Annotated in this window: 22 protein-coding genes; 19 read left to right on the top strand and 3 right to left on the bottom strand. The window is 60.3% G+C overall.

Annotation, left to right across the window (positions count from 1 at the left end; translation table 11 throughout):
• The first annotated feature begins 13 nt into the window (after nucleotides 1–13).
• The 4 genes from KGA83_RS17615 (at nucleotide 14) to KGA83_RS17600 (ending at nucleotide 3182) form a co-directional block, all read left to right on the top strand.
• Entirely contained in the window at nucleotides 14–673 is a 660-nt protein-coding gene (locus KGA83_RS17615) for a transglutaminase-like domain-containing protein (RefSeq protein ID WP_218427442.1), read from the top strand.
• Nucleotides 674–716: 43 nt separating this feature from the next.
• Nucleotides 717–1340 carry a glutathione S-transferase family protein gene (locus KGA83_RS17610; RefSeq protein ID WP_223530347.1) on the top strand — a complete coding sequence of 208 codons (624 nt, stop codon included), beginning with the start codon at nucleotides 717–719 and terminating at the stop codon, nucleotides 1338–1340.
• 133 nt (nucleotides 1341–1473) lie between these two features.
• Nucleotides 1474–2406, top strand: coding sequence for an ABC transporter ATP-binding protein (locus KGA83_RS17605; RefSeq protein WP_108215331.1), 933 nt, complete (start codon nucleotides 1474–1476; stop codon nucleotides 2404–2406).
• Nucleotides 2403–3182: an ABC transporter permease gene (locus KGA83_RS17600; RefSeq protein WP_008054107.1), complete on the top strand. Its 780-nt coding sequence runs from the start codon at nucleotides 2403–2405 to the stop codon at nucleotides 3180–3182. The genes KGA83_RS17605 and KGA83_RS17600 overlap by 4 nt, the downstream gene beginning before the upstream one ends.
• 160 nt (nucleotides 3183–3342) lie before the next feature.
• Here the strand turns inward: KGA83_RS17600 and KGA83_RS17595 are convergent, their stop codons facing one another.
• Entirely contained in the window at nucleotides 3343–3858 is a 516-nt protein-coding gene (locus KGA83_RS17595) for a DUF2062 domain-containing protein (RefSeq protein ID WP_223530346.1), read from the bottom strand.
• 135 nt (nucleotides 3859–3993) lie between these two features.
• Between KGA83_RS17595 and KGA83_RS17590 the strand changes: the two genes are divergently transcribed.
• The 15 genes from KGA83_RS17590 to KGA83_RS17520 all read left to right on the top strand — a co-directional run bounded on the left by KGA83_RS17590 (nucleotide 3994) and on the right by KGA83_RS17520 (nucleotide 19002).
• Nucleotides 3994–6228, top strand: coding sequence for a DNA internalization-related competence protein ComEC/Rec2 (locus KGA83_RS17590; RefSeq protein WP_223530344.1), 2235 nt, complete (start codon nucleotides 3994–3996; stop codon nucleotides 6226–6228).
• 98 nt (nucleotides 6229–6326) lie between these two features.
• A complete protein-coding gene (locus KGA83_RS17585) occupies nucleotides 6327–6962 on the top strand; it encodes a MotA/TolQ/ExbB proton channel family protein (protein ID WP_108215335.1) in 636 nt (211 codons plus the stop codon).
• Nucleotides 6959–7387, top strand: a complete 429-nt coding sequence (locus KGA83_RS17580) for an ExbD/TolR family protein (protein ID WP_115947253.1) — start codon at nucleotides 6959–6961, stop codon at nucleotides 7385–7387. The genes KGA83_RS17585 and KGA83_RS17580 overlap by 4 nt, the downstream gene beginning before the upstream one ends.
• Nucleotides 7387–8397 carry a tetraacyldisaccharide 4'-kinase gene (lpxK, locus tag KGA83_RS17575; RefSeq protein WP_115947252.1) on the top strand — a complete coding sequence of 337 codons (1011 nt, stop codon included), beginning with the start codon at nucleotides 7387–7389 and terminating at the stop codon, nucleotides 8395–8397. The genes KGA83_RS17580 and lpxK overlap by 1 nt, the downstream gene beginning before the upstream one ends.
• A 24-nt stretch (nucleotides 8398–8421) precedes the next feature.
• The gene (locus tag KGA83_RS17570) at nucleotides 8422–8607 is read left to right on the top strand and encodes a Trm112 family protein (RefSeq protein WP_003179363.1); all 186 of its coding nucleotides are present in this window, start codon (nucleotides 8422–8424) and stop codon (nucleotides 8605–8607) included.
• Nucleotides 8604–9368 (top strand): 3-deoxy-manno-octulosonate cytidylyltransferase, encoded by a 765-nt coding sequence (gene kdsB / locus KGA83_RS17565; protein WP_115947251.1) that lies wholly within the window; start codon nucleotides 8604–8606, stop codon nucleotides 9366–9368. Before KGA83_RS17570 ends, kdsB begins: the two co-directional genes overlap by 4 nt.
• A complete protein-coding gene (locus KGA83_RS17560; protein WP_223530342.1) occupies nucleotides 9368–9832 on the top strand; it encodes a low molecular weight protein-tyrosine-phosphatase in 465 nt (154 codons plus the stop codon). The genes kdsB and KGA83_RS17560 overlap by 1 nt, the downstream gene beginning before the upstream one ends.
• Entirely contained in the window at nucleotides 9829–10848 is a 1020-nt protein-coding gene (murB, locus tag KGA83_RS17555; protein WP_223530340.1) for a UDP-N-acetylmuramate dehydrogenase, read from the top strand. Before KGA83_RS17560 ends, murB begins: the two co-directional genes overlap by 4 nt.
• A gap of 408 nt (nucleotides 10849–11256) precedes the next feature.
• Nucleotides 11257–11727: a (2Fe-2S)-binding protein gene (locus KGA83_RS17550; protein ID WP_223530338.1), complete on the top strand. Its 471-nt coding sequence runs from the start codon at nucleotides 11257–11259 to the stop codon at nucleotides 11725–11727.
• The gene (locus tag KGA83_RS17545) at nucleotides 11724–14045 is read left to right on the top strand and encodes a xanthine dehydrogenase family protein molybdopterin-binding subunit (protein ID WP_223530336.1); all 2322 of its coding nucleotides are present in this window, start codon (nucleotides 11724–11726) and stop codon (nucleotides 14043–14045) included. Before KGA83_RS17550 ends, KGA83_RS17545 begins: the two co-directional genes overlap by 4 nt.
• Complete coding sequence (locus tag KGA83_RS17540; RefSeq protein WP_223530334.1) at nucleotides 14045–15028, top strand: XdhC family protein; 984 nt, start codon at nucleotides 14045–14047, stop codon at nucleotides 15026–15028. The genes KGA83_RS17545 and KGA83_RS17540 overlap by 1 nt, the downstream gene beginning before the upstream one ends.
• Entirely contained in the window at nucleotides 15025–15618 is a 594-nt protein-coding gene (locus tag KGA83_RS17535) for an NTP transferase domain-containing protein (protein WP_108215344.1), read from the top strand. Before KGA83_RS17540 ends, KGA83_RS17535 begins: the two co-directional genes overlap by 4 nt.
• 416 nt (nucleotides 15619–16034) lie before the next feature.
• Nucleotides 16035–17177 (top strand): acyltransferase, encoded by a 1143-nt coding sequence (locus KGA83_RS17530; RefSeq protein WP_223530333.1) that lies wholly within the window; start codon nucleotides 16035–16037, stop codon nucleotides 17175–17177.
• A gap of 11 nt (nucleotides 17178–17188) precedes the next feature.
• The gene (locus KGA83_RS17525; protein WP_108215346.1) at nucleotides 17189–18106 is read left to right on the top strand and encodes a DMT family transporter; all 918 of its coding nucleotides are present in this window, start codon (nucleotides 17189–17191) and stop codon (nucleotides 18104–18106) included.
• Nucleotides 18106–19002 (top strand): hypothetical protein, encoded by an 897-nt coding sequence (locus KGA83_RS17520; RefSeq protein ID WP_108215347.1) that lies wholly within the window; start codon nucleotides 18106–18108, stop codon nucleotides 19000–19002. Before KGA83_RS17525 ends, KGA83_RS17520 begins: the two co-directional genes overlap by 1 nt.
• A gap of 15 nt (nucleotides 19003–19017) precedes the next feature.
• Here KGA83_RS17520 and KGA83_RS17515 read toward each other — a convergent pair whose 3' ends face one another.
• Both KGA83_RS17515 and rne read right to left on the bottom strand, forming a co-directional pair.
• Nucleotides 19018–19905 carry a LysR family transcriptional regulator gene (locus KGA83_RS17515; RefSeq protein ID WP_108215348.1) on the bottom strand — a complete coding sequence of 296 codons (888 nt, stop codon included), beginning with the start codon at nucleotides 19903–19905 and terminating at the stop codon, nucleotides 19018–19020.
• 307 nt (nucleotides 19906–20212) lie between these two features.
• The gene (gene rne / locus KGA83_RS17510; protein ID WP_223530331.1) at nucleotides 20213–23425 is read right to left on the bottom strand and encodes a ribonuclease E; all 3213 of its coding nucleotides are present in this window, start codon (nucleotides 23423–23425) and stop codon (nucleotides 20213–20215) included.
• Nucleotides 23426–23923: the final 498 nt, after the last annotated feature.

The following is a 23923-nucleotide window of genomic DNA, read 5'->3' as shown; positions in this document are numbered from 1 at the left end:
GGAGATTGTTCTCATGCACGAGTATCTGAGTCCCGGCCGCTTCATCGATAGTGACCACCCGTCCGTGGTGGAGTTCGCCGAAAAACACCGTGGCGCCAGTCGCGATCCGCTTGCGCAGGCGATCAGTCTCTATTACGCCGTGCGCGAAGCGGTGCGCTACAACCCGTACACATTCAGCCGCGATCCGCAGACCCTCTGCGGCAGTTATGCGTTGGCGGCCGGGGAGAGTTACTGCGTGCCCAAAGCCACGTTGCTGGCAGGTGCGGCGCGGCATTGCGCAATTCCCGCGCGGATCGGCCTGGCGGATGTGCGCAATCATTTGTCGACGCCACGGCTGCTTGAGTTGCTCAAGAGCGACATGTTCGCCATGCACGGCTACACCGAGTTTTATTTGCAGGGTCGCTGGGTCAAGGCGACACCTGCGTTCAACCGCAAACTCTGCGACCTGTTCAATGTGGCGCCGCTGGAATTCGACGGGATCAACGACAGCGTTTTTCATCCCTTCAACCGCGATGGCGCGAAGCTGATGGAGTACCTGGTCGATCACGGCCAGTTCGCCGACGTACCTGAAGCGTTCTTTTTCGAACACCTGGAAAAATGCTATCCGCACCTGTTCGGTGAGCAACAGCAACCGCTGTTGGGTGATATGCAGAGCGATTTGAGTCGCGCCTGATCCGGCGTATGCTGCCTGCCCACTTACCGAAAAAGAGGCGCTCATGCTGAAGATCTGGGGTCGGAAAAACTCATCGAATGTCAGAAAGCCATTGTGGGCCGCCGAAGAACTTGGGCTTGCCTACGAGGCTATCGATGCCGGTGGCGCCTTTGGTGTCGTCGATACGCCCGAGTACCGCGCGATGAACCCCAACGGTCGGGTTCCGGTGATCGAGGACGATGGCTTCGTGCTGTGGGAATCCAACGCCATCGTGCGTTATCTAATGGCCCGTCACGCCGACGGCACGGCCTGGTATCCGGCGGATCTGCAAGCCCGTGCCAGCGCCGAGAAGTGGATGGACTGGACCACCTCAAGCTTTGCCGGCCCGTTCCGTACCGTGTTCTGGGGTGTGCTGCGTACCCCGGCAGACCAGCAGGACTGGCTCGCCATCAAGGCGGCGATCAAGGAATGCGATACGCTGCTGGCGATGGCCGATCAGGCGTTGGCGAACAAGCCCTACCTGTCCGGAGACGAAATCGGCATGGGCGATATTCCCCTGGGCAGTTTCATTTATGCCTGGTTCGAGATGCCGATCGAGCGTGCGCCACAGCCGCATCTGCAGGCCTGGTACGCGCGGTTGAAGCAGCGTCCGGCGTATCAAAAGGCAGTCATGACCACGTTGACTTAATACTCACTATCGACACGCTTGACTGTACTTGTGTGGCGGCGACAAGCACCATTGCGCTGATGCGACGTGGTTGCAATGCGCGCCGCCCGCCCTGACCTGACCCTTTTTCCCCTTCTTGGTGCGTAAATCAGATATGAGTTCCGCTCTGTCCATCCGGCAGCTAACCAAAACCTACGGCAACGGTTTCCAGGCCCTGAGTGGTATCGATCTGGATGTCGCCGAAGGTGACTTCTTCGCCTTGCTCGGCCCGAACGGCGCCGGCAAATCCACGACCATCGGGATTCTCTCGACCCTGGTGAACAAGACCAGCGGCACGGTGAATATCTTCGGTCACGACCTGGACAAAAATCCTGCGCAGCTCAAACGCTGCATCGGCGTGGTGCCCCAGGAATTCAACTTCAACCAGTTCGAAAAGACCTTCGACATCGTCGTGACGCAGGCCGGCTACTACGGCATCCCGGCGAAAATCGCCAAGGAACGCGCCGAACAGTACCTGACCCAGCTCGGCCTGTGGGACAAGAAGGACGTACCGTCGCGTTCGCTGTCCGGCGGCATGAAGCGGCGCCTGATGATCGCCCGCGCGCTGGTTCATGAACCGCGCCTGCTGATCCTCGACGAACCGACTGCCGGGGTGGACATCGAACTGCGTCGCTCGATGTGGAGCTTCCTCACCGAGCTGAACCAGAAAGGCATCACCATCATCCTCACCACCCACTACCTGGAAGAGGCTGAGCAGTTGTGCCGCAACATCGGCATCATCGACCACGGCACCATCGTCGAGAACACCAGCATGAAGCAGTTGCTCAGCCAACTGCATGTCGAAACCTTCCTGCTGGATATGAAAAACACCTTGCAAGTAGCCCCTCAGTTGCTCGGCTACCCGTCCCGGCTGATCGACAGCCATACCCTGGAAGTCCAGGTGGACAAGTCCATGGGCATCACCGCGCTGTTCACCCAGTTGGCGCAGCAGAACATCGAAGTGCTGAGCCTGCGCAACAAAACCAATCGCCTCGAGGAGTTGTTCGTGTCCCTGGTGGAGAAAAATCTGTCGAAGGTGGCGGTATGAGTTCCGAGCTGCGCCCCAACCTCGTTGCCCTCAACACCATTGTTTACCGTGAAGTCCGGCGTTTCACCCGGATCTGGCCGCAGACCTTGCTGCCGCCGGCCATCACCATGGTCCTGTACTTCGTGATCTTCGGTAATCTGATCGGTCGGCAAATCGGCGACATGGGTGGCTTCACTTACATGGAGTACATCGTGCCGGGGCTGATCATGATGTCGGTGATCACCAACTCCTACGGCAACGTGGTGTCGAGTTTCTTCGGCAGCAAGTTCCAGCGTTCCATCGAAGAACTGATGGTCTCGCCGCTGTCGCCGCACACCATTCTGATCGGCTACACCCTGGGCGGCGTGCTGCGTGGCTTGATGGTGGGGATCATCGTGACCTTGCTGTCGCTGTTCTTCACCCATTTGCAGGTGCATCACCTGGGCGTGACCATTCTGGTGGTGGTGCTGACCGCGACGATTTTCTCGCTGCTGGGCTTCATCAACGCCGTGTTTGCGCGCAACTTCGATGACATTTCGATCATCCCGACTTTCGTGCTGACGCCACTGACCTACCTGGGCGGGGTCTTCTACTCGATTACCTTGCTGCCGCCGTTCTGGCAGACCGTGTCCCTGGCCAACCCGGTGTTGCACATGGTCAACGCGTTCCGTTACGGCATCCTCGGCGTATCGGATATCCGCATCAGCGTGGCGATCGCCTTCATGCTGGTGGCGACCGTGGTGTTGTATCTCGGTAGTGCACGGTTGCTGGTGAGTGGACGCGGGATGCGTACCTGACCTTCCCTGTAGGAGCTGCCGCAGGCTGCGATCTTTTGATCTTGATTTGGGTACTGGTCAGAAACCCGTTAAAAGCGAAAAGATCGCAGGCTTCGCCAGCTCCTACAGGGGGTGTATGGCAGATATGAAAAACGGCGCCCTGGGGCGCCGTTTTGCATTCTCACATCCGGCTCTTCTTGCGCCGCTTCCATTGCCTGGCCACCCACCAGCGCCAATACATCATTACCAGGAAGTAGGCCAGCGCACCGAGTACCAGCCCGGTTACCACCGAACCCAGCAGAAACGGTTGCCACAAGGTCGAGATTTCGCCGCTGATCCACTCCCAGCTCAGCGAGTCCGGCAACTGCCGGGCGGGGACGTCCATCAGCCAGGCGCCGGTCTGGTAGGTGCAAAAGAACACAGCGGGCATGGTGATCGGGTTGGTCAGCCAGACCAGGCTCACGGCGATCGGCATGTTGCCGCGCACGATGATGGCGAGGATGGCCGCCAGCAGCATCTGCAGCGGAATCGGCAGGAACGCGGCGAACAGGCCCACGGCCATGGCGCGGGCAACGGAGTGGCGATTGAGGTGCCACAGGTTCGGGTCATGCAACAGCGTGCCGAGAAAGCGTAAGGACTTGTGTTCCCTGATGCTCATCGGGTCTGGCATGTAACGTTTGAATAAGCGCCGGGGCATAAGGCTTCTCGGTCGGTCAGGGCGGCAAGTATGTCTGGATTCTACGAGCTGCCCATTCAGACTTTGTGACAATTATTGACGACGCCCATCCGATGGGCGGGCTAAGCCTTGGAGGGTACTCTCAAGGACGGGCTTATGCGCACAGGGATGATGGCGCTGGCGTTGGGTCTGCTGACCTTGCGTTTTTTACCGGCATTGCCGCCGGTCTGGTTGTGGCTGGCGATGCCGGTAGCGGGTTTGATGTTGCTGCCGTTCAGGACGTATCCGGTGGCGTTTTACCTGTTCGGTTTGAGTTGGGCCTGCGCGAATGCGCAGTGGGCGCTGGATGACCGGTTGCCGCCGGCCCTGGACGGAGAAACCCGCTGGGTCGAAGGTCGGATCACAGGCTTGCCCCGGCATGATGACGGTGTCGTGCGTTTCGAATTGACCGACATCCAGTCCCGACGTACCCGGCTGCCGCAGCAAATGCGCCTGGCCTGGTATGGCGGGCCGCCGGTGAACAGTGGCGAACGCTGGCGCCTGGCAGTCAAATTGAAGCGTCCGGTCGGGCTCCTCAATCCGCAGGCCTTCGACTACCAGGCGTGGTTGCTGGCACAACGCATCGGGGCGACCGGCACGGTCAAGGAGGGCGAACGCCTTGCACCAGCCCAATGGGCCTGGCGCGATGCAATCCGTCAGCGTTTGCTGGCGGTGGATGCCCAAGGGCGAAGCGGCGCGTTGACGGCGTTGGTGCTCGGCGACGGTGCGGGGCTGAGTCGCGAAGACTGGCAGGTATTGCAGGACACCGGCACGGTGCATCTGTTGGTGATTTCCGGGCAGCACATCGGAATGCTGGCGGGCGTTGTGTATCTGCTGATCGCCGGCCTGGCCCGCTTTGGGTTATGGCCGAACCGTCTGCCATGGTTGCCCTGGGCGTGTGGCCTGGCATTCGCCGCTGCGCTCGGTTACGGGATGCTGGCCGGTTTCGGGGTGCCGGTGCGACGGGCCTGCGTGATGATCGGTCTGGTGTTGTTGTGGCGTCTACGGTTCCGTCATCTCGGTGCATGGTGGCCGCTGTTGCTGGCCCTCAACGGCATTTTGCTGCTGGAGCCGCTGGCGAGTCTTCAGCCTGGATTCTGGCTGTCCTTCGCGGCCGTGGCGGTCTTGATATTGATCTTCGGCGGTCGGTTGGGGCCATGGCGTTGGTGGCAAACCTGGACCCGCGCCCAGTGGCTGATTGCAATCGGGCTGTGCCCGTTGTTACTGGCACTGGGGTTGCCCATCAGTCTCAGCGGGCCGCTGGCCAATTTGTTCGCGGTGCCCTGGATCAGCCTGGTGGTACTGCCACCGGCGTTGCTCGGGACGCTGTTGCTGGCGGTGCCTTACGTGGGTGAAAAATTGCTGTGGCTGGCGGGCGGCCTGATCGATGGGTGGTTCAGGGGATTGGGGCTCGTCTCCGGTCAGGTTCCCGCGTGGGTACCCGCGGCCGTCCCGCTATGGGCCTGGGTAATCGGTGCCATTGGCGCCTTCTTGCTATTGCTGCCGCGAGGCGTACCGATGCGCCCGTTAGGCTGGCCCATGCTGTTGATGCTGGTTTTTTCGCCCAGGCCGATGTTGCCGGAAGGCATGGCCGAAGTCTGGCAACTGGATGTCGGCCAGGGGCTGGCGATCCTGGTGCGCACTCGGCATCACACGATGCTGTATGACGCCGGACCGCGTTTCGGTGAACTCGACCAGGGGGAGCGGATGGTGCTGCCGGCGTTGCGCAAACTGGGGGTGAAAGGCCTCGACCTGATGCTGATCAGCCACGCCCATGCCGATCATGCCGGCGGTGCCCGGGCAGTTGCCAAGGGCTTGCCGGTGAAACAGGTGGTCAGTGGTGAGCCGTCAGACTTGCCTGTGGAGTTGCAGGCCGAGAGCTGTGAGAGCGGTCGGCAATGGACCTGGGATCAAGTCGATTTCCAGCTTTGGCATTGGCCATTGGCCGGCGACAGTAACCAGAACTCCTGTGTCTTGCTGATCGAGGCCAATGGCGAACGGTTGCTGTTGAGTGGCGACATAGATGCCGCCGCCGAGAGAGCCCTGCTGGACAGTCCGTTGGCCCTGCCCACCGATTGGTTGCAGGCGCCACACCACGGCAGTCGCAGTTCGTCGTCCGGGGCCCTGCTGGATGTCCTGCAACCAAAAGCTGCACTGATCTCTCGCGGGCAGGGCAATTCGTTTGGCCATCCGCATCCCACGGTCATCGCGCGTTATCAAAAACGTGGAATGGCGATCTACGACAGCGTCGAACAGGGTGCCATTCGTCTGCAACTGGGGCGCTTCGAGCTGCCGTGGTCAATGCGCCAGGAACGGCGTTTCTGGCGCGATCCGCCGCCCTCGGACCCATGACCGGGCATTATCGAAGCCCGACCGGATGCGACATCACGGTCTTCGGTGCTTGCACCCCCTATGTTAGAGTGGCGCACTTTTTCGAGGGGACTGTCACTGTGTGGGAATTGGTCAAATCCGGCGGCTGGATGATGCTGCCGATCATTCTGAGTTCCATCGCGGCCATGGCCATCGTCGCCGAGCGTCTCTGGACGCTGCGTGCCAGCCGCGTGACCCCGGAGCATTTGCTCGGGCAGGTCTGGGTCTGGATCAAGGACAAACAGCTCAATAAGGAAAAACTCAAGGAACTGCGCGCCAATTCGCCTTTGGGAGAGATCCTGGCGGCCGGCCTGGCCAACTCCAAGCATGGTCGCGAGATCATGAAGGAGTGCATCGAAGAGGCTGCTGCGCGGGTCATCCACGATCTGGAACGTTACATCAACGCTCTGGGCACCATTGCTGCCATGGCCCCGTTGCTGGGCTTGCTCGGCACCGTGCTGGGCATGATCGATATTTTCAGCGCGTTTACCGGAAATGGCATGACCACCAACGCTTCGGTGCTGGCCGGTGGTATTTCCAAGGCCCTGATCACCACGGCTGCCGGTTTGATGGTCGGTATCCCGGCGGTATTCTTCCATCGATTCCTGCAACGCCGGATCGATGAACTGGTGGTAGGGATGGAGCAGGAAGCGATCAAACTGGTCGAGGTGGTGCAGGGCGACCGTGACGTGGACCTGTCCGGGAGCAAAGCGTGAAATTCCGCCGCAAACAACGGGAAACGGTGGACATCAACCTCGCGTCGCTGATCGACGTGGTGTTCATCCTGCTGCTGTTTTTCGTCGTGACCACCACCTTTACCCGTGAGACCCAGCTGCGCGTTGAGCTGCCGGAAGCGGTCACTGGTGCATCTGCCGACGACCAGACCCGGCAGCTCGATATCGCCATCAGTGCCGACGGTGTGTTCTCTGTGAATAACCATATATTGCCAAAAAGCGACCTCGCCACGTTGATGGAAGCGCTGGAGAAAGAATCCAAGGGTGATACCAACCTGCCATTATCCATCAGCGCCGATGGCAAATCCCGGCATCAGTCGGTCATCACTGCGATGGACGCCGCCGGCAAACTCGGATTCAGCCATTTGCGCATGACCACCATCGAAGCGGCGCCCCCCGCGTCCTGATGGCCATGTCCGATCGATTGCTGGCCGCGTGGTACGCAGGTCATCCGGCCCTGAAGCTGTTGCAGCCACTGGAGTGGCTGTACCGGCGCGTGGTCATGAACAAGCGCAAGCGCTTTTTGGCGGGTGAGGGCCAGATCTATCTGCCACCCGTGCCGCTGATTGTGGTGGGCAACATCACCGTGGGTGGCACCGGCAAGACGCCGCTGATTCTATGGATGATCGAGCACTGCCGGCGCAGCGGCCTGCGGGTCGGCGTGGTCAGCCGCGGCTACGGCGCCAAACCGCCGCAATTGCCATGGCGAGTTGAAGCCGAACAAAGCGCCGACATCGCGGGTGACGAGCCGTTGTTGATCGTCCAGCGCACGGGTGTGCCGCTGATGATCGACCCCAATCGCAGCAACGCTGTCAAAGCGTTGCTGGCCAGTGAGCCACTGGACCTGATCCTGTCTGACGACGGCATGCAGCACTACCGCATGGCCCGCGACCTGGAACTGGTGTTGATCGACGCCGCTCGCGGCCTGGGCAACCGCCGTTGCCTGCCTGCCGGGCCATTGCGTGAGCCGGTCGAGCGCCTGCAAAGCGTCGACGCGGTCCTCTACAACGGTGCCGCGACTGACCGCGATGATGGATTTGCCTTTCAATTGCAATCCACCGCGCTGGTCAATCTGCGCAGCGGCGAACGGCGTCCCCTCGACCATTTCCCCAGCGGCCAGGCCCTGCACGCGGTGGCCGGCATCGGCAATCCGCAACGTTTCTTCAAGACCCTCGAAACGCTACACTGGAAGCCGGTTCCACATGCGTTTGCCGACCACGCCGAATATAGCGTGCAGGCGTTGAATTTCACGCCGTCATTGCCGTTGGTGATGACGGAAAAAGACGCGGTGAAATGCCGTGCCTTTGCCGCCGCGGACTGGTGGTACCTGGCGGTCGATGCCGTGCCGTCGCCGGCCTTCGTGGCCTGGTTCGACACGCAGCTGATGCGCCTGCTGCCGGCTCGTTTGTTGCCTTAACTCCGTTTTTTCAAGGGAATGCTCATGGACACCAAATTGCTCGATATCCTCGCTTGCCCGGTCTGCAAAGGCCCGCTCAAGCTCAGCGCCGACAAGACCGAGCTGATCAGCAAGGGCGCAGGTCTGGCCTACCCGATTCGCGACGGCATCCCGGTGATGCTCGAATCCGAAGCGCGTACCCTGACCACCGACGAGCGCCTGGACAAATGACCACAGCCTTTACCGTCGTCATTCCGTCGCGTTTCGCCTCCACCCGCCTGCCGGGCAAGCCGCTTCTGCTGATCGCCGGCAAGCCGATGATCCAGCACGTCTGGGAACAGGCGAGCAAAAGCAGCGCCGAGCGAGTGGTGGTGGCCACCGACGACGCGCGTATCGTCGAGGCCTGCAAAGGCTTCGGTGCCGAAGTGGTGATGACCCGTGAAGATCACAATTCCGGTACCGATCGCCTGGCCGAAGTGGCGACGAAGCTGGGCCTGGCGCCCGACGCCATCGTGGTCAACGTCCAGGGCGACGAACCGCTGATCCCGCCGAGCGTGATCGATCAGGTTGCCGCCAACCTGGCTGCCCACACCGAAGCGCGCATGGCCACCCTGGCCGAGCCGATCGAAGACGTGGACACCCTGTTCAATCCCAACGTGGTCAAGGTCGTCAGCGACCTCAATGGCCTGGCGCTGACGTTCAGTCGCTCCACCTTGCCCTGGGCGCGGGATGCGTTCGCCGTGAACCGTGAGCAGTTGCCCGAAGGTGTGCCTTACCGCCGCCACATCGGCATCTATGCCTACCGCGCCGGTTTCCTGCAGGATTTCGTCAGCTGGGGTCCATGCTGGCTGGAAAACACCGAGTGCCTGGAACAGCTGCGTGCCCTGTGGCACGGCGTGCGGATCCACGTGGCCGATGCACTGATCGCACCGCCAGCCGGTGTCGATACCGTTGAAGACCTCGAGCGCGTTCGTCGCCTGCTGGAGGCGTGATGCGGGTTCTGTTTGTCTGCCTGGGCAACATCTGCCGCTCTCCCACGGCCGAAGGCGTGCTGCGGCACAAATTGCGTGAAGCAGGTCTGGCTGATCGGGTCGAAGTCGCTTCCGCCGGCACCGGTGACTGGCATGTCGGCAAAGCGCCGGACCAGCGCAGTCAGGCCGCGGCGCAGCTGCGTGGTTATGACTTGTCCACCCAGCGCGCCCGGCAAGTCAGCCGCGCCGATTTCGCCACCTACGACCTGATCCTGGCGATGGACAACAGCAACCTGCGCAACCTCGAGGCCTTGCAACCGGCCATGGGCAAGGCCGAGCTGGACCTTTTCCTGCGCCGTTACCAGTCGCCAGTCGATGAAGTGCCGGACCCGTACTACGACGGCGAGCAAGGCTTCGAGCAGGTGCTGGACCTGATCGAGCACGCCAGTGATTTACTGGTGATCGAATTAAAGGGACGGTTATGAGTTTGCAGGTTCAATCGCAGGTTTCGCTCAAGCCGTTCAACAGCTTTGGCGTGGACGTTGAGGCTTTGCTGTTCGCTGAGGCCCATAGCGACGCCGATGTGCGTGAAGCCCTGGCCTATGGGCTGGAACACGAGGTTCCGGTGCTGGTGATCGGCGGTGGCAGCAATCTGCTGCTGACGGCGGATATCGACTCACTGGTGCTGCGCATGGCCACGTGCGGGATTCGCGTGATCAGCGATGATGGCAGCAAAGTGGTGATCGAAGCCGAGGCGGGCGAGCCCTGGCATCCCTTTGTGCAGCACACGCTGGCGCTGGGGTTGTCCGGTCTGGAAAACCTCAGCCTGATTCCCGGTACTGTCGGTGCGGCACCGATGCAGAACATTGGCGCTTACGGGGTCGAGATCAAGGACGTGTTCGCCGGCTTGACCGCCCTCGATCGCCAGAGTGGCGAACTGCGTGACTTCACATTGCAAGAGTGCAACTTCGCTTACCGCGACAGCCTGTTCAAACAGGAACCGGGGCGTTGGTTGATCCTGCGTGTGCGTTTCGCCCTCGACCGCGCTGCGCATCTGCATCTGGAGTACGGCCCGGTGCGTCAGCGCCTGACCGAACAAGGCATCGAGCATCCGACCGCCAGCGATGTCAGCCAGGCCATTTGCAGCATCCGCAACGAAAAGCTCCCGGACCCGGCCGTACTCGGCAATGCCGGCAGCTTCTTCAAGAACCCTTTGGTGTCGGCGGCGCTGGCTGCGCGGCTCAAGGGGGAGTACCCGGACCTGGTGGCCTATGCGCAACCCGACGGTCGAATGAAACTGGCCGCTGGCTGGTTGATCGAACGGGCGGGGTGGAAGGGTTTCCGTGAGGCTGATGCTGGCGTGCATAAATTGCAGGCGCTGGTGCTGGTCAATTACGGGAGCGCGAGCGGCATGCAATTGCTCCATCTGGCGCAGCGCATCCAGAAAGACATTTTCGAGCGTTTCCATGTCGATCTGGAAATGGAGCCGAACCGCTATTGAGCTAAGCTTCCAGGACGGATCAAAAAGCCCTGCACAATGTTTATTGTGCAGGGCTTTTTTGTTAATGCTCGGTTAACTTAGTCAGCTAACGATGCACACTCTTGCTCCACCAAAGGCCCGGTGCAGACGCCTAATGCTGTTCAGTTAAGGAAACTGTAGGAGCGAGCTTGCTCGCGATGGTCGTGAACGATGATGCGTGCTTTCTGATTTAACGCGTCGTACTTGCGACCATCGCGAGCAAGCTCGCTCCTACAGAGGATCACATTCGCTTAAGTGAACAGCATTACGGAGCAGACGTCTGCGTCTGCACAAGAGAGCCCATTAGCCTGAGTCGATCTGCGTGCGCCCCACCGAAATCCAGCGGCAGATTGCTCGACCCCATAACTCAAGATCCATGCGGGCGTGCCCATGATTACCCTGAAGCTCAATGGTCAAGACCATCAACTCGACGTCACCGAGGACATGCCGCTGCTCTGGGCGATCCGCGACGTGGCCGGTTACAACGGCACCAAGTTCGGCTGCGGCATGGGCCTGTGCGGGGCCTGCACCATTCATATCGAAGGGGCTCCGGCCCGCAGCTGCATCACGCCCATCGGTTCAGTGGTCGGACAGAATGTCAGCACCATCGACAACCTGCACGCCGACCCGATCGGCAAAGTCGTGCAGCAAGCCTGGCTCGACACGGCAGTCGTCCAATGCGGCTTCTGCCAGGGCGGGCAAATCATGTCGGCGACGGCGTTGCTCAAGACCAATCCGAACCCGAGCGACGAGCAGATCGAAGAAGCCATGGTCGGCAACATCTGCCGCTGCGGCACCTACAACAGGATCAAGACCGCGATCCGCCAGGCCTCCACTCACCTGAAGGAGGCCAAGGCATGAGCCGGTTACCGAATGATTTCGCCCTGAGCAACCTCAGTCGGCGTGGTTTTATCAAAGGCGTCAGCGCTGCCGGTGTATTGGTCGTCGCCGCGAGCTGGGGCTTGCAGGATGCGTTTGCCAAAGAGAAAGAAAAAAAATTCGGCGCCGACGGCATGCCCCATGGCTGGGTAGATGACCCTAAGGTGTATGTCAGCATCGCCGCCGATGGCACGGTGACTGTGATCTGCAACCGCTCGGAGATGGGGCAGGGCGTGCGCACCAGCTTGACCATGGTGGTGGCCGATGAACTGGAAGCCGACTGGGCGATGGTCAAGGTGCAGCAGGCCCCCGGCGATGAAGTGCGCTTCGGCAACCAGGACACCGACGGCTCGCGCAGCATGCGTCACTGGTACGAGCCGATGCGACGCTGCGGTGCCGCCGCGCGGACCATGCTCGAACAGGCCGCCGCCGCGCAATGGAAAGTGCCGGTCGGTGAATGCCATGCGCAACTGCACAAGGTCGTCCATGAGCCGTCCGGCCGCGAGCTCGGATATGGCGCCCTGGCCTCCGCCGCAGGCGCCTTGCCGGTTCCGGCCCGCGACAGCCTGAAACTCAAGCAACCCGCGCAGTTCCGTTACATCGGCAAGGAAGGCACCAAGGCCATCGATGGGGAGGACATCGTCAACGGCCGGGCGGTGTACGGCGCCGACGTGCATTTCGACGGCATGCTGTATGCGACCATTGCACGGCCTGCGGTGTATGGCGGCAAAGTCAAAAGCTTCGATGGCAGCGCGGCGATGAAAGTCCCCGGTGTGGTCAAGGTGGTGCAGATCGAAAGCCGTCCGTTGCCTTCGGAATTTCAACCACTCGGCGGGATCGCCGTGGTGGCGAGCAATACCTGGGCGGCGATCAAGGGCCGCGAGGCGCTGATAATCGAGTGGGACGACGGCCCCAATGCCAGCTACGACTCGATCGCCTATCGCAAGGAGCTTGAAGCCGCCTCGCTCAAGCCCGGCAAGGTGGTGCGCAATACCGGCAACATCGACAAGGCCATGGCCAGCGTCGGCAGCACCCTGGAAGCTTCCTACTACTTGCCGCATTTGTCACAGTCGCCGATGGAACCGATGGTCGCCATTGCGCGGTTCACGGACGGTGCCTGCGAAGCCTGGGGGCCAAGCCAGGCGCCGCAGGTCACCCGGGAACGGATCGGTGAACGCCTGGGCCTGCCGTTCGACAAGGTCACGTTCAACGTGACCTTGCTCGGGGGCGGGTTCGGGCGCAAGTCCAAGCCTGACTTCATCATCGAAGCCGCCATCCTCGCCAAGGAATTCCCCGGTAAAGCGGTGCGGGTGCAATGGACCCGCGAAGACGACATCCATTGTTCCTACTTCCACACCGTATCGGCCGAATACCTCAAGGCGAGCCTGAACAAGGATGGCCTGCCATCCGGCTGGTTGCACCGCACGGTGGCCCCGAGCATCACCGCGTTGTTTGCGCCGGGCATGAACCATGAGGCGGCGTTCGAACTGGGCATGGGATTCACCAACATGGCGTATGCGATCCCCAACATTCGCCTGGAGAACCCCGAGGCAACGGTGCACACCCGCGTCGGCTGGTATCGCTCGGTGTCGAACATTCCCCATGGTTTCGCGATCCAGAGTTTTGTCGATGAGCTGGCGCACAAGGCCGGGGAGGATCCGCTGAAGTACCAGATCAGACTGCTCGGTCCGGACCGTCAGATCGATCCGCGCACCTTGAGTGAAGAGTGGAACTACGGCGAATCCCCTGAGCGTTATCCGATCGACACCGCGCGCCTGCGCACGGTACTGGAGACCGCCGCCAAGGCTGCCGGTTGGGGGCGCGAGTTGCCCAAGGGCCGCGGTCTGGGACTGGCGGTGCATTACAGCTTCGTGACGTATGTGGCGGCGGTGATCGAAGTGGAGGTCAAAGACGACGGCACGCTGGTGGTGCACAAGGCCGACATCGCCGTCGATTGCGGACCGCAGATCAACCCCGAGCGCATTCGCGCGCAGTTCGAAGGCGCCTGCGTCATGGGCCTGGGTAATGCAGTGCTGGGGGAAATCAGCTTCAAGGGCGGCAAGGTCCAGCAGGATAACTTCCACATGTACGAAGTGGCACGCATGTCCCTGGCGCCAAAAGAGGTGGCTGTGCATCTGGTGACGCCGCCGGGCGACGTGCCATTGGGCGGTGTCGGTGAGCCGGGCGTACCACCGATTGCGCCCGCGCTGTGCAATGCGATCTTTGCGGCCACTGGCAAACGCATCCGTAACCTGCCGGTTCGTTATCAGCTGTCGGGCTGGCAGAAGGCCGAAGCCTGATGGACAGCGCCGATCTGAACGTCCTGCGCAGCGTGTTGCAATGGCATCGTGCCGGTCAGCGGGTGGTGTTGTACAGCGTGGTCGAAACCTGGGGCACCGCGCCCCGGGCACCTGGCGCCATGCTGGCCTTGCGTGAAGACGGCGTGGTGATCGGTTCGGTCTCGGGCGGGTGTGTCGAAGATGACTTGATCGCCCGGCTGCATGACGGACGCCTTGCGCTTGACGGGCCGCCGGTGCAGTTGATCACCTACGGCGTGACCCGCGAGGAAGCCGCACGTTTCGGCTTGCCCTGCGGTGGCACCTTGCGCTTGACCGAGGAGCGTATCGACGGTGGGGCTTGGGTCGAGCAATTGCTCGCCCGTTGCGAGGCCCATGAAATCGTTGCCCGTGAACTGAACCTGGCCACCGGCGAAGTGCTTTTGCAGCCGGCCAGTAAAGCTGACGTGTTGACGTTCGACGGACAGACCTTGCGGGCGATCTATGGCCCGCGCTGGCGCTTGCTGCTGATCGGCGCGGGGCAGCTGTCGCGTTATGTCGCTGAAATGGCCCGCCTGCTGGATTTCGAGGTGTTGATTTGCGATCCGCGTAGCGAGTTCGTCTATGGTTGGGAGGAGCAGCACGGACGATTCGTTTCGGGCATGCCGGATGAGGCGGTGTTGAATATCCAGACCGATGAGCGCACAGCCATCGTGGCCTTGACCCATGATCCGCGCCTGGACGACATGGCGCTGCTCACGGCCCTGGATTCCAGGGCTTTTTACGTCGGGGCGCTGGGGTCGCGGGTCAACAGCCAGAAGCGCCGGGAAAACCTGGCTCAACTGGGCTTGTCGCAAACGGCGATTGACCGCTTGCATGGTCCGATCGGTTTGCACATTGGCAGTCATAACCCAGCGGAAATTGCCTTGTCGCTCATGGCGGAAATCGTGGCGGTCAAAAACGGCGTCGAACTGAAGCAGAAGAAAGTCTTGCAGGAGAGGGTATGAGCGAGTCCATTGGCGTCATCGTGCTGGCGGCGGGGCAGGGCAGCCGGTTTCGTCAGGTGGCGGGTGACGATAAGGACAAGCTGCTGGTGGACTGCACCGGTCGTGACGGCGTCACCGTGCATTCGGTGATCGAACAGGTGCTGGTGAATCTGCCGGCCACGCTTGAGAAGCGCGTGCTGGTGACCACGGCGGATCGCCCGCAAGTGATGCGCATGGCTCAAGCCTATGGGTGCGAGATTGTGCGGATCGAGTCGACCGGTCTGGGCGACAGCATTGCGGCGGGTGTGGCGGCGTGCTCGCAACTTGGTGGCTGGCTGATTATGTTGGGGGATATGCCGTTTATCCTGCCATCCAGCGTTGAACAGGTCGTCGCAGCCATTGCGGAGGTTGCGATCAGCGTGCCGGTGCATGAGGGGCAATATGGGCATCCGGTGGGGTTCGGGCGAAGCTTCGGTCCGGGATTGATGGCGTTGACCGGTGATCAAGGCGCCAAGTCGCTGTTCGCCCAGGCGAGGGTGGTCGAGGTGGCGGTGGAGGATCCCGGGGTGTTGTGGGATGTGGATGTGCCTGAGGCGCTGGTTTTTCAATAACGGTTGTCAGCGGAATTGCATTCCGCACTTTCCTCGGAATAATCGGCTCTTCCTTTCGCCCATTCGTATTTATCGATGGGTGCCAGATATAAAACTCGTTATTCAGCGGGTTCTATCCGACATACGATCATGTGGCGTGTGGTGTTCACCGTTGGGGGCGAACATCCGGTCAGTACTCATTAGAAAAAAGAGCCTACATGATGAAGCACTATATGGATGCGTCGGTCAGTGTCAGTCCTTTGGAGCTGGACAGTGATATTCGGGAGTTGGGAGCCTTGGAGCGGGCATTAAGTTCTGCAGATGTTTTTCAACCTGTTCCGCGTTATGTCAAAACACTTCGACAACTTAGAAAAGCGTCGCAAGCAATTAGTTGTCATCGCGACGAAATCAAGTTCGGGGTCACTTTTGGAGAACGTTTGAAAGAACTGGGTGACGACTTCGGTTTATCCCCGGAGCACTTTTCGGTCAATACCAGTGGCTCACCGCTGATTGTCAAGGAGCAGGTCGGAGAACACCTGATTTCGCCCACTCATTTTGAAAACGGTGCGTATTTCAGCCACCCCCATGCCGATCATCAACTCGATCACTCGGCGCAGGAGCTGCCTTCGATCAAGATTGGACAGTATGTGCGTTTTGGTCGTAACGCTGCGGTCAATGCCGGCGGCGATGTCGATATAGGCGATGGTGTCTGGCTATCGCCGGGAAGCCAGTTACTGCGTCAGGACCATGACCCGTATGGCCGGCTCTCCATCGGCTCGCGGACTGTCGCGATGACGCGCCTGCCACCGGTGCGACTGTGCGATTACGCGTGGGTCGGGCGTGAAGCGATTGTGGGCTGGAACGCCGATTACCTGGGCAAGGCGAGCATTGTCGGAATCCGTTCCTTCCTCAATACTTGGGTCGGCGACTATTCCATCGTTGGCGATCAGGGAAAGGTCCTGCAATACCTGCCGTTCAAGGCTCACCTCATGGAAACCTACCAGCCGTCGATCGAGCAGACGCTGCAAGTCAGCGATTGGGCCGCGATCAATTCGGACTGGTTGATGATCTACCGTGACAGCCCGAAGCGCGAGACGCCGACATTGCCGGCGCCACTGGCGAAGTATCTCGACACGCCGGGCAAAAAGTCCGTATTGCTGATTGCCCCATCCGATAACGTTCAGCTTCAAGCGTTCGGCCAGCACAGCCTGGATGTCATTTCCAGTTCCCGGCAGCCGTTTGCCCATCACTTGCAGTGGGCTCAGGACTACGGCCATAAGCAGCTCAGGTTGCGCGCCGATCTGGATTTTTCGAGGTTGCCATTCACCTCGGCCGGCGACTTTCACTATCGCCGTCGATTGGGTTACTCACTGATAGTCGCCAACAGTTCGCCTGTCGAGGCCGAGCCTTGCCGAGTCTATGTCAATGAACTGGCCCGGGTGCTGGCGACGCAGGCACTGTTGTTGGTGCCCATCACTGATGTGTTGCAGGCGCAACTGTCTGTGTATCAAGACTTGTTTCATCTGCAAGGGGAAGTCGAGTTCGACGGTACCTCTTTCATGTTAATGAAGAAGATCTAACGGAGGCGTCAATGCCGTACTTATTACTGTCACTCGCTGCCGTGTTCTGGGGCGGTAACTATGTCGTCGGAAAATTGATGGTGGTGGATGTTGATCCGGTGATGCTGTCGCAACTTCGATGGCTGATTACCAGCGCTTTATTACTGCTGATTAACTATAAAGCCGTCATCGCCAGTTTGCCGGCCGCGCGTAAGTCATGGTTGACCCTGGTTATGCTGGCGGTCTGTGGCCAAGTTATATTTCCGCTGACCTTATATATCGGTTTGCAATACACCAGTTCGTTGAATGCGGCGATTTACCTGTCGGCCACGCCGTGTCTGGTACTGGCCCTCAACCGTTTTGTTTTCGGTGATTTCATCTCCAGGTCGAACATGCTTGGGGTGGTCATCAGTACGGTGGGTGTGTTCTGGCTGGTGACGATGGGGCATCTGTCCGATTTGAGCTTCCTGGAAGGCTTCAACAAAGGCGATTTCTGGACCATGGCCTCGGCTGCCAGTTGGGCTGTCTATTGCTCCTTTTTGCGAACAAAGCCAAAAACCATCGCCGGCAATGCGTTCGTGACGTATTGCGCGGTGGTGGGGGCGCTGTGTCTGATTCCGTTCAGCCTGGGTATTTGGGCGTTGCACCCTGATCTGACGTTCAACCTGGGGCAGGGCGCTGCACCGTGGCTGGGCCTGGCGTATCTGGTGATCTTCCCGTCCTGGCTGTCGTACTTGTTCTGGAGCAAAGGGATCGGTGAAATCGGTGCCACCCGCGGTGAAATCTTCACTCACTTGGTGCCACTGTCCGGTGGGCTATTCAGTATTATGTTCCTCGACGTGCAACTGCACGCCTATCACCTGGTCAGTCTGGTGCTGATCGTATTTGGGGTGATCCTCTGTTCCATTAAAAGGCGGGCACCGGTGGTACTGCGCACGGAGGCGGCTTGATGGACAGAATCATCGATTCGGTCGACCGACACGGTGTGCGGTGGGTGGGGATTGTGCAGGGCAAGGGGGCAACAGCTTTGGTCTGGCATGTCGAAGATGCCGAAAGTTCTCAGGCGTTGGCTGTGCGATACGTGCGTAGCAAGCAATCCTGGGAGCACTTCAAAAGCAATTTGGCCTTGGTAGCGGTGCCGCTTGAAGCGCTTTCATTGATGACCTTTAAGGTGCCGCTGCGGCCCGTACGGGATGCCGGGTGCATGGTGAGCGGTTTTGGTTACACGCATCGCTCGGTCAATGGTCTGCCCATGCCTCAGCGGTCCTCGCCGGACTGGTACTACAAAGGCAATGGCAAAGGGTTGGTGGCCGCTTCCCGGGCGATCAAATCACCGTGTCATGCCAGTGGCTCGGGAATCGAGATCGAGTACGCCTGTGTGTACCTCATCGACGACTGCCGAACCCCCCGCTATATCGGTTACACCTTGGCAGTGGATTTTTCTGACCCGGTGCTGCGTCACACTCAACCCGGGCTGGCCGGTCTCTCCAAGTTGCGCAATACCGCGTTGTGCCACGAGCTGGTGATCGCAGAACCACCGCGCTACTCAGTGGTGAGGAGTTCGATTGTTCGGCGTGGTGAAACCGTGTGGGACAAACAGTCGCTATTGGGGCTGGATCAGTTGATGTTTGCCAAACGTGAACTCGAAGCCCTGTTGTTCCAGCATGAAGAGCTTTGCGAGCCCGGTACGGTTCACTATGTTTTGCTCGGTGCCTCATTAAGCACCGACAAGGATGCCTTCGAGTTGCAGCACGATGATGTCATTCGGGCGAGCAGCCAGGAGGATGGACTGCAACTGTCCAACCTCTTCGAGGACGAGGTGGTGCGGCAATCGTGTAACTGCTGACGGGGACCCGGCCCGTTACCCTTCCGTCAGCGGTAAGCAGGCCGGTTTTTCGAAGTCCAGCACCCATTGCGCCAGCGCTCTGGGGGCTGGTTTGCCAGGGTGATCGAAAAACACGAATTCGGTGGTCAGTGAGGCATATGAACCACTCAGGAAATACGTTTGCACCTGTTCACTGCGGCAGCACGAATCGACTAGTGACAACGGCACCAGGGCAACACCCACGCCGTTGATCACATTAGAAAACAACAGCGGATAAGAGCCACACTCGATGATTTTTTCCGGGGTGATATTGCCCATCATGAATAGTTCGTCGAGATTGCGTTGCGAAGCGCTGCGCCGGCTGTTGACCAGGAACACTTGGCCACTGAACGCTTTCAGGTCCTGGATGGCGGGGTGTGCTGCGCTGTAGATCAAGGCCAGTGGATCGTTGAACAGCGTTACCCGGCGATAGTGCGAAGGTGCAAAGCCTGCGCCGACAATCACTGCGTCGAGCTTGCCGGCCTCAAGATCCTTGAGCAGCGACTGTGTATTACCAATGCTGACATCCACTGCCAGCCCGTCGGGATTGGCAACGATGCTTTGCAACAGGTTCTGGCGAGTAATAGTGAGGTTTTCGATGACACCCAAACGCACCCGTGATTCGGTTTTTGTCTGGCTCAGGCTGGCTTGAGCGCGAGCAACCAGTTCGAGGATTTGTGAGGCGTAGGCATAGAGCTCCTTGCCTGGCGCCGTCATCGTGATACCGCGACCGGAGCGTTCGAACAGCTTGGTATCGAGCCGTGATTCGAGTGTCTTGATGCGGAAGGAAATACTGGATTGAGCGCGGTTTAACCTGATCGCTGCTTGTGTGACGCTGCCGTAGTCAACAATCGCTTTGAAAGCGTCCAGTTCAGCAATTTCCATAGTCACGCACTCTTTGCTCCATAACGGGCCGAAGGCTTTCAGGCCGTGGCAGGACCTACTTCGAGCCCTGCACCGCTCTATTCTGCACGTTGCACAGCTCTTTCGTAATACTTGCTTACAAATATTTAAGCGGGTGTTTAGCGAGGAACGCAATCGCCTCGGCAATAAACCGTTGCCAAGTAGCGACAGGCTTCAGTTTCTATTGTCAAGTCCTGAAGCAGGTGTAAACCTTATTCAGGACGGGACATATAAGCAAAAAAAGCCCCGCCTGGGATCACCAGGCGGGGCTTTTCAGTGGCCGATGGAATCAGACGAGAGGTTTAGGCTCGTGTTCTTTTTCCTCGGCTTGCTCGTGTTGCTCTACCGCTTCCTGAACGGAGCGCGGCGCTTCGTGGATCACCGACTCAACCGGCTCGGCAGCCACTTCAGGGGCCGGGGCAGGCGCTGCCTCAACCACTTCAGCTGCAACCGGAGCCGCAGCGGCAGCCAGTTCAGCTTCCTTCTGCAGACGCTCGGCTTCACGCTTGCGACGACGCACTTCACGCGGGTCGTTAGGAGCACGGCCACTTGGCGTCAGGGCGCTGGCAGGAGCAGCTTCGACTACCGGAGCTGGTGCTTCGGCAACGACTGGCGCTTCAACGACTGGCGCTGGAGCCGGTTCTGCAGCGGCAACCACCGGCTCGGAAACCATGGCTTCAGGCACTTGGGTCTCGGCAGCGGGCGCTGGTGTTTCAGCGACGGCTGGCTCGGCCACCCAGTTGAACGCCGTTTGCTCTTCACGCACTTCGCGAACGGTTTCAGTCACAGTCTCAACAACCGCTTCTGCAGCCACGGCAGGTGCTTCTACCACTGGCGCTGGCTCGGCAGCCGCTTCAACGGCAGGCTGTGCCTCAGGCGCTGGTGCCACTTCGATTTCCGGTGACGCAGTGAATTCGACCGGGGTGGTCGCTTCAACGACTGGTGCTTCAACCGGAGCTTCCAGGGTCGAGGCAGTGGCGCGTTCAGCTTGCACATTGGCTTCAGCTTCGGCTGGAGCGCTGATCACGCTGCTGGCGACGGCTGCGGTAACAGCCAGGCCGGCGGCCAGATCGGCAACGCTTGGTGCTTCGGCGTTTTCGCCGGACTCGGACTCTTCCGAACCTTCGATCACGTTGCCGTTGGCGTCACGCTGACGCTCGCGACGGTTGCTGCGACGACGCTGGCCACGGGAACGGCGACGTGGACGATCGCCCTCGGCGCTTTCCAGACCGTCTTCCTGCAGTTGCTCTTCGTTGGTGGTCAGTTCTTCTTCGGCTTCAGCTGCGGCAGCTTGTTCGGCACGCGGCTGACGCTCTTCACGCGGAGGGCGTGGCGCGCGTTCTTCACGTGGCTGGCGAGCCGGACGCTCTTCAGCGGTAACAGCGGCAGCGGCAGCTGGAGCAGCCGGAGCAGCCGGAGCAGCATCCAGAGGCTCGCGCAGTTCACGAACGCGTTCTTCGCGCTCGCCACGTGGCTTGCGCTCTTCGCGCGGAGCGCGCGGTGCACGTTCTTCACGAGGAGCGCGTGGTGCGCGTTCTTCGCGGGCTACTGCCGGAGTTTCTTCACGGGGCTCGCGAACTTCGCGTGGCTGGCGCTCTTCACGCGGTGCGCGTTCTTCACGCGGTGCACGTTCTTCACGTGGTGCACGTTCTTCGCGGGGCTTGCGATCTTCATCGCGGCGAACGTTGCGGTTGCGGCTTTGCTGGCGACCGTTGCGACGCTCTTCGTTGCGGGCCGGACGCTCGGCGGCAGGCTTTTCAACCACAATCGGCGCGACAGGCTCTTCCTTGGTGGCGAACAGGCTGACCAGCGACTTCACCAGGCCTTTGAACAGGCTTGGCTCTGGCACGGCGACCGGCGCAGGGGCCGGTGCGGCAACTTCGGTCGGAACCGGAGCGTTGGCGCGGGCCGGCGCCGTCTTGACCGCTGCTTCCTGGCGAACCAGGGTGCGGGTCGCAGCGGCTGGCTGGACTTCTTCCACTTCGGCAGCGGCAGCGGCGATTTCGTAGCTGGACTGGTTGGTGGCCGCTTCCGGGCTGTCATCACGCAGGCGCTGCACTTCGAAGTGCGGCGTCTCGAGGTGATCGTTCGGCAGGATGACGATGCGGGCGCGGGTACGCAGTTCGATCTTGGTGATCGAGTTGCGTTTTTCGTTGAGCAGGAACGCAGCCACCGGGATCGGCACTTGTGCACGAACTTCGGCGGTACGGTCTTTCAGGGCTTCTTCTTCGATCAGGCGCAGAATCGCCAGGGACAGCGATTCAACGTCACGGATGATGCCGGTGCCGTTGCAACGCGGGCAGACGATGCCGCTGCTTTCGCCCAGGGATGGACGCAGGCGTTGACGGGACATTTCCAGCAGGCCGAAGCGCGAGATGCGACCGACTTGCACGCGAGCGCGGTCGGCTTCCAGGCATTCGCGGACTTTCTCTTCCACGGCGCGCTGGTTCTTGGCAGGGGTCATGTCGATGAAGTCGATGACGATCAGGCCGCCGATGTCGCGCAGGCGCAACTGACGGGCGATTTCTTCGGCCGCTTCAAGGTTGGTTTGCAGGGCGGTTTCTTCGATGTCGCTGCCTTTGGTGGCGCGCGCCGAGTTGATGTCGATGGACACCAGGGCTTCGGTCGGGTCGATGACGATGGAACCGCCGGAAGGCAGTTCGACGACGCGCTGGAAAGCGGTTTCGATCTGGCTTTCGATCTGGAAGCGGTTGAACAGCGGAACGCTGTCTTCGTACAGCTTGATCTTGCTGGCGTACTGCGGCATCACCTGGCGGATGAAGGTCAGGGCTTCGTCCTGGGCTTCAACGCTGTCGATCAGCACTTCGCCGATGTCCTGGCGCAGGTAGTCGCGGATCGCGCGGATGATCACGTTGCTTTCCTGGTAGATCAGGAACGGCGCGGCGCGGTCCAGCGAAGCTTCCTTGATGGCGGTCCAGAGTTGCAGCAGGTAGTCGAGGTCCCACTGCATTTCTTCGCTGCTGCGGCCCAGGCCGGCAGTGCGCACGATCAAACCCATGTCGGCCGGGGCAACCAGACCGTTCAGCGCTTCACGCAGTTCATTGCGCTCTTCGCCTTCGATGCGACGGGAAATACCGCCGGCACGCGGGTTGTTCGGCATCAGCACCAGGTAGCGACCGGCCAGGCTGATGAAGGTGGTCAGGGCGGCGCCCTTGTTGCCACGCTCTTCTTTTTCGACCTGAACGATGACTTCCTGGCCTTCGCTCAGGACGTCCTTGATGTTGACGCGACCTTCCGGGGCTTTCTTGAAGTATTCGCGGGAGATTTCTTTGAGGGGCAGGAAGCCGTGGCGCTCAGAGCCGAAATCGACAAAGGCAGCCTCGAGGCTTGGTTCGATGCGAGTAATCCGGCCTTTATAGATGTTGGCCTTCTTCTGCTCGCGTGCACCGGATTCGATGTCCAGGTCGTAGAGGCGCTGGCCATCTACCAGTGCAACACGCAACTCTTCGGGTTGAGTTGCGTTAATCAGCATTCTTTTCATGTAGTACCGTCGGTTTCCGGGCTGCCGGAAACGGCGTTCGGCACACACGACTTCTCACGGTCGGTGTCAGGTGCGTCGGGAGTGGTTGGCCATTTCCCGTGTCCAGCGAAGTCCGGCCAATGTGGGCCTTCATCGCGACGTACGCGTCCTGCTTGCTGTGGCTACTTAAGCACTCAGTCAGGAGGAGGAATCAACCAGCGGCTGTGGACGAGATGAAGCGTCTTGAGAAAGCCTGTTGCTACACAGTCCGGCGGTTGTGCATCTCCACCCTACACGTATCCCTGATAATTCGGGTGCTGCCGCGCGCAGAATCCGCAGCGGGTTGGCATTTACCGTGAGCTCCGAAAGGGGAGGTCACGCATCATGGCTAATTTAGGCGTTGTTTCCGATGCCTTCGCTCGGGGGTCATTCGCAGCTGACTGCACTTTGTGAACTGGCCGTGAATATGGCTCGCAAAACGAGTGAGAACTCTGCTTTGTGGCGTGATTCAGGCCTCAT

It is taken from the genome of Pseudomonas sp. GL-R-19 (assembly GCF_019956375.1).
Taxonomy (GTDB): domain Bacteria; phylum Pseudomonadota; class Gammaproteobacteria; order Pseudomonadales; family Pseudomonadaceae; genus Aquipseudomonas.
The sequence above is the reverse complement of the archived record's forward strand: the minus strand, read 5'-3'. Positions and strand labels throughout refer to the sequence as shown.